Raw genomic sequence first — 13,979 nt, 5'->3', positions numbered from 1 at the left:
ATATAAATATGTCACTCAATTAAGAAGTGAATACCCTTTTGTTCAAGACCTTAACTCTACAGCTTGTCAACAGGCTTGCGAACGGACTTGGACTGCTATTCTTAGGTTCTATAACAATTGCCAGAACCAAATCGCTGGTAAAAAAGGATATCCTAAATACTCTAAACGTACTCATTCTGTTGAGTTTAAAAAGTCAGGTTGGAAACTTAATCGAAATTCTAAGAGAATAACTTTCACTGATGGAAAAAACATTGGGGAGTTAAAACTAATTGGTAGTCGAGACTTGTTGGATTTTCAAGAATGGCAAATTCAACGGATAAGAATAGTTAAAAGGGCTGATGGATATTATTGCCAGTTAATGCTAAAACTCGATGATAGAGATATAACCCCACAATCAGAATCGACGGGTCATTGCGTAGGATTAGATATGGGGTTAAAATATCTTTATGCTGACAGCAACGGGAATACAGTAGAGCCTCCTAAGTATTATCGAAAAGCAGAGAAGCGTCTTAATAAACTGAATAGAAGAAAGTCGAAAAAGTTTAACAGAGGACAAAAGCAGTCTAATAACTACAAAAAAGCTAGTAAAAAATACGCCAAGGGACATTTAAAAGTAAGTAGGCAACGAGAAGAGTTTACTAAAAAATTGGCACTCCGTTTAATTCAGTCAAACGACTTGATAGCCCAGGAGGATTTAAAAGTCAAGAACCTTGTGCGTAATCGAAAACTAGCCAAGAGTATCAATGATGCTGGTTGGTCACAATTGAGAAAATGGATTGAGTATTTTGGCATTAAATACGGACGATTAACCATAGCAGTTAATCGGGCCTATACAAGTCAAGAATGCTTTAATTGTGGTCGGTTAATCCAAAAGTCTCTATCAGTTAGAACTCATGTTTGTTCCTGCGGATATGTGGAAGATAGAGACAAGATGGCGGCATTAAATATACTCAAAAAAGCTACGATAGGGCATATCGGAAGCTGGTCGTCAGACCTAAACGCTTGGGGAGATTTAAGCTCTATTTTGGTTGGTAGAAATACCTGCTAAGACAACTTGAGTCAGTGAACCAAGAATCCCTCGCATAAGCGCGACGGGAGTGTCAAATACTACTACTATGCTACTTAGTGAAGTGCGGAATGTGGGTCTTAACTAAGAAAAGGTGCGATATCGATGGGGAACCAATCTCCGTCTAATACTTGTTCGAGAGTGAATATAGACTCTAGGGGAATTGTATTTTTATCGACAATTCTCCCATCAATTAGGGTTTGTCTTGCGTCTGAATAGGCTTCCCCTAAGGAATTAAGGGCGTGATTTTTCAGTGTTGGGGTTTTCATCTTTTTTTTCAGTTGCACTCGAAAAGTGGCTATCTCTCCTAGCCAATGACGCGCGTTTCGTTCTCTTTCCGTTGTCCAATAACTCAGTTTTAAAAGATGAATTAATAGTTGAGTTAATAAACTTTCGACAGCTTGGCGCTCGCTTTTTCCCATGCACTCTACTTCCTCGATCAGATTTTCCCAGTCCACTCTGTTAAACTCTTTTCGCTTTAAAAGTTCGGCGGTTTTTTCTGTCCAGAGAACAAAATCTTCCTCGTAGAGAACGGAGAGCGATAGCGGGGTTTGTGCGGTCATAATAGATTTCTGGCGTTGCTGATTTGTGATAGGAATCTTGTTGTGTGGGTTTTTTAAAACCTAGAGCCAAAGTAGCTTTTGCATAGAATGCACGGTTGGCATTCTATGCTTGAGTCAGCAACACCAGCAGCAGAAAAATTAATTCTGACTCAAGAATAAACTGGGCAATCCGATAAGATTATCTTGCTTAAAAAAGATCGAATTTTGTTGTCGCAATTTACCGATTAATCTTGTTACTGTTACTCTGGTAGTGCCGATGGCGCTGGCAATTTGAGCGTGAGTTAGGGGATAGGGGAGATAATAACCTTCCACACAGGGTTGACCGTATTCTTCCAATAATAGAACCAAGAACCCCATTAATCGATCGAGGGAGCGTTTTTGACCGAGAATACTCAACCAAAATAACTTACGCTGATATTGATGGCGAAAAGTTTCCATAATAGCTGATCGCAATTGCGGCCATTGTTCTAGGTCTTCCCAGTATAACCAGACTAACTCAGTCTCGTCTAGATGAGCTTGGGCTTGTAATTGAAAGGGAAATTGAGAAACAATCTCAAAAGGTTGACCTGCACCCACAAAACCGAGAAATACTTCCTCACTATCGGCAATAGGTAGTTGACGGGGGGATTTTTGGTCGATAACGTTAACTTGTGCCTTACCAACAATACGAATCGCCCCAGATTCCACAAAGTATAACAGTCCGGGGCGCGTGGCTACTTTTTCATCTTTGGCAAAGGTATGGTTACGATAATGGGATTTTGCCCAGTTAAAGATTTCTGTTTCTTGACCGATTAAGGGTATAAAATCCGACGAAGGAACCGAAGAAGACATTAAAATTAATAACCCATTGGGGCGTTGAGGGAACTGTAAACTAATGTAACAAAAAATTTCTGCGATTGGGGGGGTCTTGTGGCCGCTAGATGCTTATTGGCCAATAATCCCTAAAAGTTGCGGGGATTGAGCAGATAGGAGAATTATTAAGTATTCTTAACAGAACACCCGCCCCAATGTTACAAAAGCGAGATAATCACCTTATCTATTCTTAACTTTTTCTCGCTTTTCTGGGGACTATGGCATAAGATAGGATGCGTGACTATTAGTTTTCTATCTATGATATAGCGTTTCTCTTAAAGATGAAGTATAAATAAATTTGGCATTATCTCTTGGCGACCAGCTACTGTTAACCGTTCCCTGTTCCCTAAAACCAGATACTTCGTACCTCACTATTAAGATAACTGCTATAGATGATAGTTGATAGATAATTTAAATTTATACTTTTCCTTAAAAACTTCGGTCAAACTTGTATGAATAGCATTAGACAAAAAGTGGAATCCCTCTTGAATCAATTACCGGATGATTGTTCAATTGAAGATATTCAGTATCATTTATACGTTCTGGAGAAGGTGCGTCAAAGTTTGAGCGCGGCTTCTCTAGAGAATACAATCCCCCAAGAAGAAGTTGAGGGTCTTTTAAACAAATGGCTGATCGAGTGAATTATCGCCTTGTCTGGTCGCCCAAAGCAATTGAAGACGTGGATGCGATCGCATCTTATATTAGTCGAGATTCCCCGTCCTACGCGGCGGCCGTCGTGCGTCGAATTCTTGATATAAGCTATTCTTTAGAAAATTGTCCCCTAGAAGCGAAAAAATGCGCCGAATTTAGCGATGATACCATCCGAGAAAAGTCTGCCTATGCCTACCGTCTGATCTATCAAATTCAAGGGGCGGTAGTTATTATAGCGGCGATCGTCCATAGTAAGCATTTCTTGGATTGATCGAGTCAGTGATCAGTTATCAGTGATCAGTTATCAGTGGTCAGATTTGAGTTTTCAGTTCACAAGGGCCGAATCTAAAACCCAATTTGTTAAGCTAAAAGCTTTAATCTACTCAGTTTCTAACCTTCTTTTTAGGTAGGAGAATTGCCAGATTCTTTCTTGGAGCCTGTTGCCCCTTGCCTTCAGTTCACTGATTACTGTTTACTGTTTACTGGACGGCTACGCCGTGCCTTTGGCAACACTGAAAAGTCCCCCACCCCCCAATTTTGAGCCTAATTCCCGCTTAATCCGGTTGAGAATCGAGGTTTCGTCGAGGGAATCGAGAATACTGGCTACCACTGCCTTCGGGCCATCGGGTCCCCAGGTGGCCCCATTAGCGAGATAGGTTTTCGTCACTTGGCCGATCGCGTAACAGGATACACCGGCAACCCCCGCTTGAGTCAGGGCGATCGAAGTATAGGGAAGGAGAGAAATGCCACCAGTGGCAGGAATCGAGAGACCGAGCAGTCCTTTTAGGGAACTTAAGCCCAAAACCGCTAAAAATTCGCTGGCACTAATACCCCCCATATTGAGGGCAATTTTTTGTAAAAGAGCGATCGCCCCCTGACGAGTTAAATCGATGCCGTATAAGCGAGAAAGAGCGAGAATCATGGCCAGATCGATAACTGCCCCCGTAAACAGATCCAACACCGTCACCGGATTCAGAGCGATCGCCGATGCTTTGATCATCACTGCTTTTTGAATCAATTGATTAGCGCCGCGATCACGGATAGCCATTTTGCGGGCGACAATTTGCTCGTTTACCTCGTCCGCATACAGCATAGAATTGAGTGCTACGAGGGATTTACCCTCTCGCTCTAGAATTTCCAAAATTTTGATTTTCAGGGCTTCTATCTGGGGTTTTCCCCGAAATCGTTGCGTTTTTAGCCGTCCATCCTGCCCTTTAACCGTCTCTGCCAAGAGGGGAGAAGCCGCCACCATAACAATCTCATCGGGGGAGAGTAATTCTTTCACCCGTTCTGAGGCGATTTTCTCATAGATAGCGAGGCGATCGACTTCCGGATACTGATCGATTTTATTAAAGACCAAAATCATCGGTTTTCCTGCTTCCCGTAACTTGGCCAGGGCGGAAAATTCCACTTTGGTCATATCACCAGAGATGATAAAAAGGATTAAATCCACCTGCTGCGCCACCTGACAGGCGAGAATTTCCCTCGTTTGCCCATCTACCTCATCAATACCGGGAGTATCAAGCAATTGCACCTGAGCATTACCCTGGCCGTTCAGGGTCAGACGCTCTAGATTAGGGAAAGTATCATCGCTGCTCAACTGCCAATTTACCCCTTTAATGGTGCGGGTAACTCCGTGTAGAGGACCGGTTGTAAAGATTTCTTGACCGACCAGAGCATTTAAAATCGAGGATTTTCCCCGGCCCACCAGGCCAAAAGCGGCAATTTGAATCAGGGAGCGATCGAGTTTTTCTAGCAGGGCCACTAGGCGATCGATCTCCGCTTCTAGACCAATTTTCTCGATCGAGGTAAGATCGAGACGCTCAACAAGTTTGCCCAGAGAATTGCGTGCCTGATTATAGTTGAGTTCTTCTTGAATAGTGCCGACACCTCGAAGCGCTTGTTCTAGGTCTTCGGTATTCCAAGCTCGATCGAGGAACGGGTCAGAGGTCATTTCAGTTATCGGTTATCGGTTATCAGTTATCAGTGATTAAGTAGGGCTTGCTGAATAAATGTGAAATGTAGGCAAGGTAAGGTTTTTGTGGCTTTTCTCGCTCCCACAGGTGCAAGATTTTGAGAGAATTGTGCTTCCAAACCTTGCGTCTTCATCGGCCCGCGTCCTGTAGGGGCGAAGCATTCGGGCAATAACCTATCGGTGAAACCGTAGATTTTCTATCCGAATGCTTCGCCCGTAGGATCAAGGGGGGATTTATCTTCAATTATAACCAGCTACTTTATTAAGGATAATCAGGATGAGTGTCATCTACGACTTGGAACACATCACCACCTATCATTATCGTAAACCGGTAACTTTTGGGGAACATCGGGCAATTTTTTTGCCTAGTGCCGGTCACGGTGAAAGAATTATCAGTTATTCTGTAGAAGCGAATATTGCCGCCAAAACGCGCTGGACTATGGATACTCTATCTAACAATGTGGTAGAGCTTGAATTTGCTGAACCAGCGTCAGAATTAATCGTTACCTGTCGATTACGGGCGGAACATTTTGGCTTAAAAGCGATCGCTGATTTTCCCCTCGCTCAACGGGCGATCGAAATTCCTGTCCAATATACCCCCGATGAATGGTTAGACCTGGTGGTGTTTATGCGTCCCCACGCCGAGGATGCCGACGGCAGCCTAGCAGCTTGGGCCAAAAGTTTTGTAGCGGGGGACCAAGATAATACCCTCGATGTCATGGAAAGAATAATGGCGGCTATCAAAGATAATTTTACCTACCAATCCAGGGAGAGTGAAGGAACTCAATCCCCCGGAGAAACCCTGCGGCTCAAGTCGGGAACTTGTCGCGATTATGCTTGGTTGATGATCGAAGCTTTGCGAAGATTGGGTTTAGCCTGTCGTTTTGTCAGTGGCTATCTCTACGATGCTGCCCTCGACGGTGGCGAAGTGGGGATGACTGGCTCTGGCGCTACCCATGCTTGGTTACAGGTTTATCTACCGGGGGCCGGTTGGCGTAATTATGATCCGACTAATCAAATTACCGCCGGCTTTGATTTAATTCGAGTGGCGATCGCTCGTCATCCCGGTCAAATCATACCTCTTTCCGGTTCTTGGTTTGGTGATGCCGATGACTTTTTGTCTATGGATGTTAAAGTCACCATTCGCAAGCTGGGGACGCTGCCAGATTTTGATCTGAGGGAATAGGTTGAATTATCGGGTTTTTTCTTGACCGGCGATCGCAAAAAACGGGTTTCTCGGAGAAACCCATTTTCTACTCATGCAATAAAGCGAAGATTGCCGTTGGGTTATAGCATTTTTATCGATTTTTGTCAAGATATATTTGACACAATTTATTAGAAAAAGGGTTTCTAAAAGAAACCCTTTTTCTGTTTTTCAACTAATCCTATTTGACCTAATAGGTAAGGGATAAGGGTAGGGCTAATTCATGAATTAGCCCTACTTTTTTAGTTTCCAACTAATCCTATTTGACCTAATAGGTAAGGTCGAAAGGAACCGAAGCGTCACGCCAAGGCGATTCAAGGGTTTCCAACTAATCCTATTTGACCTAATAGGTAAGGAAAGAACGGTTATATGTCAAAATATACCGTTTCTAAACTGTTTCCAACTAATCCTATTTGACCTAATAGGTAAGGTGGGGTTTCCGGTCATTACGAACCCCGAGGCGATTGCGTTTCCAACTAATCCTATTTGACCTAATAGGTAAGGGATAAGGGTAGGGCTAATTCATGAATTAGCCCTACTTTTTTAGTTTTCAACTAATCCTAATGTGTAATTAATTTTGCTTAGGTACTTAACTATAAACGGGATTATTTCGGCCAAAGTTTTTGAAATTTTCCCTCTTGACCATTATTCTCGTCTAGAAAACCTAGAAAATAAGCACAATCATCAGATTCATCGGGAAAAATTGTTAATAATTCTAGATATTTGTAGGTGTCTTTCGGTCTTTTTTTGCCCTGTTCAGTAGTGATAATATTCACGATGGGATACATTCGATGCCAAAGACAACCAATTTGATCGATACTTCCTGTCACCGAGGTTTTATAAATACTTAAATTATCCAGTTTTTGATAGGCTTTGTGAAGCCATTTTATGACTAGGGAATCATTTTTATCTTCGGCAATTCTTCCCCAAACTTCGACATTTTTAGGATGCCAACTTTCTCGCCAGTTAGCACTATTATCGGGAGTTCTGAGGATATTTTCTTGTAAGGACATCCATTGTTTAGCAATAGTGCGAACATCTTTGATAAAGGGATGAACATGAGTTAAATCTCTGACTTTATTATCGTTAATTAAAGAACTTTTATCCCCCCATTGCCAATGACAGCCAATTAAGGGTTTATTGGGATAATAATCCTCATAAAAAATACTATGATCTGCTCGTCGCCATGATTTACCAAATCCTCCTAATAACATGGCAAAACGAGTGAGAAAACAAATTAATTTTTTTAAGCATTTTTGCTGGTTTTCGGGGAGAGATTGGGATTGGGTGAGAATCCAGCGTAATTCTCCTGTTACTGTGTAGGTGGGTTCGTTGTAACCCTTGGCAAAGGTTCCTAACTCTAGAGATTTGACACAAAAATCGACCGCTAGTAAACCTTGGCTTGCTTCTCCGTCAATTCCCCCAAATAGCTGATTAACTAACTTTTCGGCATTTTTAGCATCAGTTAAACCGCCAAAAATACGCAAGGCATGACCGCGAATTGCTCCTCGAAAAATATTGGGTCGAAATTCCCTTGCACCATCGAGGCTTTTAGGAGCCATTCCTTGCCCTTTCAGAAAACATTTATATAAAGGTTTTTTTGAAGGTTTAATGTCTTTTGGCAAGCCGTAACCGCTACTAACACGGCATCCTAGACCAGATTCTAAAGCTCTTTCCCAGATAGTCCAAATCTCCTCCCAATCGGGTTGTTCTATTGAGGTAGAAATGCCAAATTTTAGGGTAGGTTGATAGAGAGAAATTAAAGCAAAACCACTTTCTCCACTGGGTTTTTGTCGAGTGTTTGGGGTTTTTACTTGCCATCCCTGTTGCGGGTGAACAATATCTAAAAGATTTTCCGTCCAATCATTAACAGGATAACCGCCATGGAAGCGCAAAAGACTAGGGTTATCGCTATCTTTTTCGAGGTGATAACGTTGTTTTTGTTCGGGGGTGCAAGCTTGACAAAAGGCTCCTTTCATGCTGGAACCGGGATAAAATGGTATGCCATAAGCACCCATTACAGGCCGAATTATTCCTTCATATTGTCCCCCATTAGTGACGAATCGCCATGATATTTGATATTCTTTGGTTTTTACTTCTTGACCAAATTGGGGATGATTTTCATCGACTCGTTCTATCCATTCCTTTACCCATTTTTGGCTATCATTTTCATCTTTTTTAGAGTCAATATATTGTAACTGCGATCGCCCTTTGGTTTGTGCGCGAAACATCAGGGGGATTTTGTCACCAATATCGGGAATATTAACCATATAATTTATCGTTCCTTTGTTCCTTTATATCTTTGAGTCCACCAAACTAAACAATCGCATAGTTGCGTTAAAACAGCGAGGGTAATTCTCTGGTCTTCTAGCTTTAATTCCCAGAGTTTTTCTGCCATTACTTGAACAGATTCGGTATCATTTACCTGTACGGTATCGTTAGGGATAGGAATCCCCGCTTCTGCCATGGTTTCGACTAATTTATCCCAAGTTTCTTTCCAGTATCGTGCCTTATTGGGTTCCTTAGATTGTAAGCGCAGATGTTCACCCCAGAATCTTTCTAGTCCATAGGAAACGGATTCACGCATTTTAAAAGATTGATTGAGAGAATCTCGGTCTCGTAGTTTGGCAGCGAGAACTAATTTCTGAGCAATGCGATCGAGATTGTATTCTTTCCAAGCCATAATATTAGATAAAATGGAATTATTGATTAGCGTAGTTTAAAATAGTAACTTGGCAACGACCAAAACCGATGGATTCTAATCCTCCGAAATATAATTCTTTTTGGTTTACCGATTCTCCAAAAGGTTGCCATCCTGTTTCTTTGCAAGCAATGGGAAAAACTAAAATACTACCCACGGGTAAAGCTTCCACATTGAAAAAAGCTCCTTTTTCTGTATCCACTTTTTTCTGACCTTCTAGTAGTTTAACCCGGCTTTGTCGGTAGAGTGCCATATCGTGCAGCATGGATATATCGTTATCATCAACGACGACTAATTGAGAAGCTTTTAAATCCGCTTGCGGGGGAATCCACGAATAAAGCTCCTCTAAGTGTTCAATTTCGAGAAATCCTAAGTTAAAAAATAAAACTTTGCTATTGCGGTTAACTCCCTGCACTACTCGCGCTTGTAAACTAGGGGAAGCAGTATAGGGATTGGGTACTTTTGCAGAGATTCCCGTGATTTGTTTGTAGCGTTTTAATAATAGGGGAGAAGTGACCCAAACTATCGGCTGTCCTGGACAAAATACCGGCAACCAAACGAGGGAAGCATATTCAAATTTAACTTTTGCTTCGGTGGTTCCTCCGTCTTCTTGTCCTGGGATTGTTTCGTGTCCGTACCATGTACGTTTTTCATCTATATTGTTCATATCGGCACGAAAACGGCCGCGAATAGAACTACCGGGGATAATTGCTGTTTGGGTGAATTGGTCACGAAAAATGAGGTTAAGATTACCCGTTTCTTCTCCTGCGGTTGCTCCCACATGAAGGGGTGCTAAGGTTTCAAGTATGCCATAACTTTTGTGATACATTTTTTGGTAAAAGTGAGTATTTTAGATGCTTAGGGATTATTCTAAACTAGGTTAATATTAATGTCAGAATTTTCTAAGATTTTGTTAATATTTGATCGTGGTATTTAGGCTATTAGGACAGCACAAAGCTATAGGTTTATTCCTAATCAATTGCAACACCCTTTAATAATTAATCGATTTCTTTAGCCATTTCCTCTGTGTAAAAGGAGTGAGAGAAGAAGGGTTTTTAAAGGCATCTTCTACCAAAAAATCTAAAAACATACGCATCATTTTATTTTGGCTAATTTTTGAGCTTTGATTATTACCACTTTTTCGATAACCTAATAAAGCTTTTCTAGGAAATCTAGTTTTTACTTTTGTCCAACTACTTATCACTTATTCTCGTCTCATTTACCCTACTCAATAATTATAGGCTTCATTTGGCAATATTTTCTAAGGGTAAGGCTAATCCGCAGCCCCAACGTTTGAGGGAAACTCCTTCGGTGGGGAACCAAGATTCCTGCCAATTTTGCCAAGATGGTAAGGGTTTTTTTAAGCGATAAACTGTTCCTGCGGGAACTGCATAACGTCCCCTAGATAAGCGCTTAACTTTATCTTTTCCTCCGAATCGATAACGATAGGTTATTGGTCTTTCGGTGTTGATGGTTTCTAATTGCCAATCGCTGGGATTGCGAGTTGATAGGCGATTTGTTCCCCAGATTGCGGCAGTAATGAGGGCAAAATATTGACCGACATCTTGATTAAATAAAGTTTGGAGATGGCTGCTTAGTTCAAGTGATTTAACTTCCACTAGATGGGATTCCCCACCAAAGCGATACCAGCCATTTTCTAGGGGTTGATTAGCTAAATAAACTAGACAAGCATCTGGATGTAACTGGACGGCATTTTCGAGGAATAATTCTCCAGTTTTTACCTTTCTTTGCTCCTCTAACAAACGCGGATGGAGATGAGGATGATATTGCCACGGAGAACCATAGGCTTTTTGAGGATTATACCATTGGTTGATAGGAATCCAACTATCTCGATCGAATTTTCCCTCAATTTGTTTACTGTCTTTCTCTTGCCATTTTTCTTGCCATGTTAAGGTGTGTTGAATTTTTCCATTGTCGTTACTTTCTTGGTCTTGAAAATAATTGGCGAGGGGTTTTTTAGCCAAATAAATAAAGGGAGTGGGGACAAAAAAGTTATCTGGTTGTTCACTGTTTGCCCAAAAAGGGCCGGCAATTTGTAAATCGCGAATATTGGTGGGATTGCTGTGAGCAAATAGTCCCGAAACTGTGGCAGCAGTGGGGGGAAAACGATTTCCTGAACGTCCAACTAGATTTTCTGGAGACAGAAACGGACCAGCACTACCGTAGAGAAATCCCAAAGGTTTAATTATGATCAGATATTGCATCATTTTTGTATGTTTAGGTGAGATGATTGGCCACTTTTGAGAGGTTAATTACCCAGTTATTTTTATCTTGGTGAGAGGTGGTATCAATGGGTATATTTTGATTAAAATAAAGGTTAAAAACTGCATTGGCAATATCGTGATTATCATCGGTAAAAGCGCGGCGATTTTCTAAAGTTGCTATATCATTATAGAAATGTGTCCAGTTTTTCCCTTCTTTGCGATCGCAATAACTATCGAGGATATCTTTCAAGTTTTCCCAGGGACAAACCCACTCTAAATAGTTACCACTGTTAAAAAGGATTCGCACCGCTAGACGATTTTTACCTTGATTTTTAGCGGATTTTTCTGCTTCTCGACATTGTTGCAATATGTCACGCTGAGGAACTCCTGAAGCTGCCCAAACGAAACCGACGCTAACAGTTATATCTTGAGAATAACCGTGTTTTGGCCAGATTTCTCGATGAAATTGATCAAACCAATAGAGACAATCTTGTAGGGTTAATTTTAGTTCTGATTTTTGTGGAAACAAAACCCCTAGAAAGTCATCTCCTCCCGCATAAATAATGCGACCAAAGTTAAGATAATTTTCTAGTTCTTCTCCCCATTGTCGCATTCTTTGACTAAATTCTTTTCTTGAGGATATGGACAGATTTTTTAGGTAATTTCCCATCCCGTCACCGTCCCCTTGAAACCATCCTGTATAGGATTTTTCCTCGTAGCGATTTAGTTCCACAAATTTTTTAGGAAGTTCTAGGTTTAAAGGCTTGCCAATATCATATAATGTAATCATTCTTTTGACTAATTCGGGAATGCTAAGACGTTCGGTTTCATCGAGGATAGCATTAGAAAGTTTTTGACTTAATTGTTGATAAAATTCAGTGATTTGCTGATTTTGTTGGGAAATACTAGAATATAAAGGATGGGTTTGATCCGTCATTCCATACCAAACAATGGCAACAGTAATATGTTCAGCAATCCGTTAGGATTCCTAACAAGAAAAAGTCATGGCAGTCTTAGAAATGCTCACCGTTCCCTTTTGCTCTCCCCTTGCCGGCAGCCTTGGCGAATAGATAATTAAAATAACTCAAATAGGACTGCCCTAGCAGTTCTTTCTAGGTAAAGCTGCAATTTTTAATCAATTGTTAAAATATTAAAAGGATGCTAAAGATAGCGGCTAGGGTTTCCAGAGTGAGCTATCCTAGAGATAGTACTTACTCCATCCTCCCCCATGCTCGATCGAGTTCTCCATAGTCGTTATCAAGTCCAACAGTTACTGGGAAAAAAAACTATCTTAGCTAGGGACAGACACACCACCCAGTTAGTTATCATTAAACTTATTTCTGTTCCTAGGGGGCAAGGGAGTCAGTTTATCGGAAAAATAACCGGTAAAATTGCCCTATTGCGACAACTCTCCCACCCATCTCTCCCCAAATACCTCGATAGCTTTGAGATAGATTCATCCCAAGAACAAATCATCGCTATTGTCCGACCTTATTTATCAGCGCAGCCTTTAGAAAACTATCTTAACTCCAGTTATTTGTTAGCAGAACAAGATCTCAAACAAATTGCCAAATATCTTTTGGAGATTCTCTCCTATCTCCATCAGCAGGATGTCCCCATTAACCACGGCAATATTAAACTTAGTAATATCCTCTTTGATACCCAGTCCCATCGTTTTTATCTAGTTGATTTTGCCTTTGATTCCGATTCTCCCACCACGGACTTACAGGATCTAGGTAAAAGTTTGATTAGTTTAGCCACGGGGATTAAGCATCGTTACATACCCGAAAACTTTGAGCAAAAAACTAATCTAAGCGCTTTTTTCATCTATTGGTTAAAAAGATTATCAAACTCCCCCCCAGACTCTCATTTTCGTTCGGTGACAGAAGCTTTAGCCAGCTTATATAGTTGTCAATTGATCCTAGTATCTATTGGCAATCTGACCAAACCCTACGGCAGCGAAGTTACTGTTTATAAAAAAGATAATCTCCTGCAAATAAAAATCGCTAGTAAAACCAAACAAAAGTTTTTCAACAATCTCAAAACCCAGTTAAGACAGTTTTTACCATCCCTATTCTTTACGATCATTCTCTTAACCATAGTCGGTATTTATGATCTCAAACTGGTCGCTTTTTTAATCCCGATTATCCTAATTTTTCTGCTCAATTTAATCTCCTCTAGTTTATCTTGGCAGTTATGGAAATCTTTTTGGCAGGGGGAACTAGAGTTAAAAATTACCCCCAAAAAAGTTTCTCTCTACCAAAAACTCTGGGGGCTGAAATTTAAACTAACTGCCGATGCTGCTAGTTCCGAAATTTATAGTCTCATTCGTCGCAATGTCACTGTCACTATGGAGGGAGAAAATATTACTATTATTCCTCCTTGTCTGGTTCTCGTTGCCAACCATCGAGAATATGTTATCACTGCCAGTGAAGATGTTAGCGAAGCCGAATTAGATTGGTTGGCACAACAATTAAGCGATTGGCTACGTTTACCGATTACGAGAATTTAAGGTGTATTAAGCTAAGTTAATACACCCCAAATTTATCTGATAACATCTTCCGATTTAATCAGATGCGCTTCTAGGAACCAGAGACGTTTATCGATGTCCCGGGAAATTTCCGTATAGAGATCTGCTGTGTCGGCATCCCCTTGATTGCCAGTGGTATCAATAGCAGAACGAAGATGGGAAGCGTATAAGGCATAACGTTCGGCTAAAGCAACGATATGTTCACTACCATC

General features: G+C 41.1%; 14 protein-coding genes, 1 pseudogene and 1 CRISPR repeat array. Of the genes and pseudogenes, 5 read left to right on the top strand and 10 right to left on the bottom strand.

The window, feature by feature from the left end; translation table 11 throughout:
• On the top strand, positions 1-1,048 hold a 1,048-nt coding region (locus IQ242_RS04895), incomplete at its 5' end, for a transposase (RefSeq protein ID WP_228020824.1).
• A 98-nt stretch (positions 1,049-1,146) separates the two neighbouring features.
• Here IQ242_RS04895 and IQ242_RS04890 read toward each other — a convergent pair.
• Complete coding sequence (locus tag IQ242_RS04890) at positions 1,147-1,629, bottom strand: DUF29 domain-containing protein (protein WP_193959223.1); 483 nt, start codon at positions 1,627-1,629, stop codon at positions 1,147-1,149.
• Positions 1,630-1,767: 138 nt separating this feature from the next.
• Positions 1,768-2,460 (bottom strand): Crp/Fnr family transcriptional regulator, encoded by a 693-nt coding sequence (locus tag IQ242_RS04885; RefSeq protein ID WP_193959222.1) that lies wholly within the window; start codon positions 2,458-2,460, stop codon positions 1,768-1,770.
• A gap of 473 nt (positions 2,461-2,933) precedes the next feature.
• Between IQ242_RS04885 and IQ242_RS04880 the strand changes: the two genes are divergently transcribed.
• Together IQ242_RS04880 and IQ242_RS04875 are read left to right on the top strand one after the other, a co-directional pair.
• On the top strand, positions 2,934-3,122 hold the full coding sequence (locus tag IQ242_RS04880; protein WP_002752772.1) for a hypothetical protein: 189 nt from the start codon (positions 2,934-2,936) through the stop codon (positions 3,120-3,122).
• Positions 3,107-3,403 carry a type II toxin-antitoxin system RelE/ParE family toxin gene (locus IQ242_RS04875; RefSeq protein WP_002737690.1) on the top strand — a complete coding sequence of 99 codons (297 nt, stop codon included), beginning with the start codon at positions 3,107-3,109 and terminating at the stop codon, positions 3,401-3,403. The genes IQ242_RS04880 and IQ242_RS04875 overlap by 16 nt, the downstream gene beginning before the upstream one ends.
• 219 nt (positions 3,404-3,622) lie before the next feature.
• Here IQ242_RS04875 and IQ242_RS04870 read toward each other — a convergent pair whose 3' ends face one another.
• Complete coding sequence (locus IQ242_RS04870; protein ID WP_193959221.1) at positions 3,623-5,086, bottom strand: GTP-binding protein; 1,464 nt, start codon at positions 5,084-5,086, stop codon at positions 3,623-3,625.
• A 298-nt stretch (positions 5,087-5,384) separates the two neighbouring features.
• Here IQ242_RS04870 and IQ242_RS04865 point away from each other — a divergent pair, with 298 nt between their 5' ends.
• The gene (locus IQ242_RS04865) at positions 5,385-6,293 is read left to right on the top strand and encodes a transglutaminase family protein (protein ID WP_193959220.1); all 909 of its coding nucleotides are present in this window, start codon (positions 5,385-5,387) and stop codon (positions 6,291-6,293) included.
• A 190-nt stretch (positions 6,294-6,483) separates the two neighbouring features.
• Positions 6,484-6,893: a CRISPR direct-repeat array (repeat unit 31 nt; unit sequence CAACTAATCCTATTTGACCTAATAGGTAAGG).
• A gap of 23 nt (positions 6,894-6,916) precedes the next feature.
• Here IQ242_RS04865 and IQ242_RS04860 read toward each other — a convergent pair.
• The 6 genes and pseudogenes from IQ242_RS04860 to IQ242_RS04835 form a co-directional block, all read right to left on the bottom strand.
• The gene (locus tag IQ242_RS04860; protein ID WP_193959219.1) at positions 6,917-8,581 is read right to left on the bottom strand and encodes an RAMP superfamily protein; all 1,665 of its coding nucleotides are present in this window, start codon (positions 8,579-8,581) and stop codon (positions 6,917-6,919) included.
• A 5-nt stretch (positions 8,582-8,586) separates the two neighbouring features.
• Complete coding sequence (locus tag IQ242_RS04855; protein ID WP_193959218.1) at positions 8,587-8,994, bottom strand: hypothetical protein; 408 nt, start codon at positions 8,992-8,994, stop codon at positions 8,587-8,589.
• A 19-nt stretch (positions 8,995-9,013) separates the two neighbouring features.
• On the bottom strand, positions 9,014-9,841 hold the full coding sequence (locus IQ242_RS04850) for an RAMP superfamily CRISPR-associated protein (RefSeq protein WP_193959217.1): 828 nt from the start codon (positions 9,839-9,841) through the stop codon (positions 9,014-9,016).
• A gap of 162 nt (positions 9,842-10,003) precedes the next feature.
• Positions 10,004-10,216: a hypothetical protein gene (locus IQ242_RS04845; protein ID WP_228020823.1), complete on the bottom strand. Its 213-nt coding sequence runs from the start codon at positions 10,214-10,216 to the stop codon at positions 10,004-10,006.
• A 40-nt stretch (positions 10,217-10,256) separates the two neighbouring features.
• Positions 10,257-11,240: a type III-B CRISPR module-associated Cmr3 family protein gene (locus IQ242_RS04840; protein ID WP_193959216.1), complete on the bottom strand. Its 984-nt coding sequence runs from the start codon at positions 11,238-11,240 to the stop codon at positions 10,257-10,259.
• Between the two features lie 10 nt (positions 11,241-11,250).
• A pseudogene (locus tag IQ242_RS04835) lies at positions 11,251-12,192 on the bottom strand (CRISPR-associated protein Cas10); the annotation flags it as partial.
• Between the two features lie 273 nt (positions 12,193-12,465).
• On the opposite strand from IQ242_RS04835, the gene IQ242_RS04830 reads away from it, so the two are divergent.
• Entirely contained in the window at positions 12,466-13,749 is a 1,284-nt protein-coding gene (locus IQ242_RS04830; RefSeq protein ID WP_193959215.1) for a serine/threonine protein kinase, read from the top strand.
• Positions 13,750-13,781: 32 nt separating this feature from the next.
• Here IQ242_RS04830 and IQ242_RS04825 read toward each other — a convergent pair.
• The coding region (locus IQ242_RS04825) for a ferritin-like domain-containing protein (protein ID WP_305070276.1) at positions 13,782-13,979 on the bottom strand (198 nt) is incomplete at its 5' end.

This window comes from Microcystis sp. LEGE 08355, assembly GCF_015207185.1.
GTDB lineage: Bacteria > Cyanobacteriota > Cyanobacteriia > Cyanobacteriales > Microcystaceae > Microcystis > Microcystis panniformis.
The sequence above is the reverse complement of the archived record's forward strand: the minus strand, read 5'-3'. Positions and strand labels throughout refer to the sequence as shown.

Coding starts and splice junctions, on each gene's coding strand:
- IQ242_RS04890 (WP_193959223.1), bottom strand. CDS start 1,629: ATGACCGCACAAACCCCGCTATCGCTCTCCGTTCTCTACGAGGAAGAT.
- IQ242_RS04885 (WP_193959222.1), bottom strand. CDS start 2,460: ATGTCTTCTTCGGTTCCTTCGTCGGATTTTATACCCTTAATCGGTCAA.
- IQ242_RS04880 (WP_002752772.1), top strand. CDS start 2,934: ATGAATAGCATTAGACAAAAAGTGGAATCCCTCTTGAATCAATTACCG.
- IQ242_RS04875 (WP_002737690.1), top strand. CDS start 3,107: ATGGCTGATCGAGTGAATTATCGCCTTGTCTGGTCGCCCAAAGCAATT.
- IQ242_RS04870 (WP_193959221.1), bottom strand. CDS start 5,086: ATGACCTCTGACCCGTTCCTCGATCGAGCTTGGAATACCGAAGACCTA.
- IQ242_RS04865 (WP_193959220.1), top strand. CDS start 5,385: ATGAGTGTCATCTACGACTTGGAACACATCACCACCTATCATTATCGT.
- IQ242_RS04860 (WP_193959219.1), bottom strand. CDS start 8,581: ATGGTTAATATTCCCGATATTGGTGACAAAATCCCCCTGATGTTTCGC.
- IQ242_RS04855 (WP_193959218.1), bottom strand. CDS start 8,994: ATGGCTTGGAAAGAATACAATCTCGATCGCATTGCTCAGAAATTAGTT.
- IQ242_RS04850 (WP_193959217.1), bottom strand. CDS start 9,841: ATGTATCACAAAAGTTATGGCATACTTGAAACCTTAGCACCCCTTCAT.
- IQ242_RS04840 (WP_193959216.1), bottom strand. CDS start 11,240: ATGATGCAATATCTGATCATAATTAAACCTTTGGGATTTCTCTACGGT.
- IQ242_RS04830 (WP_193959215.1), top strand. CDS start 12,466: ATGCTCGATCGAGTTCTCCATAGTCGTTATCAAGTCCAACAGTTACTG.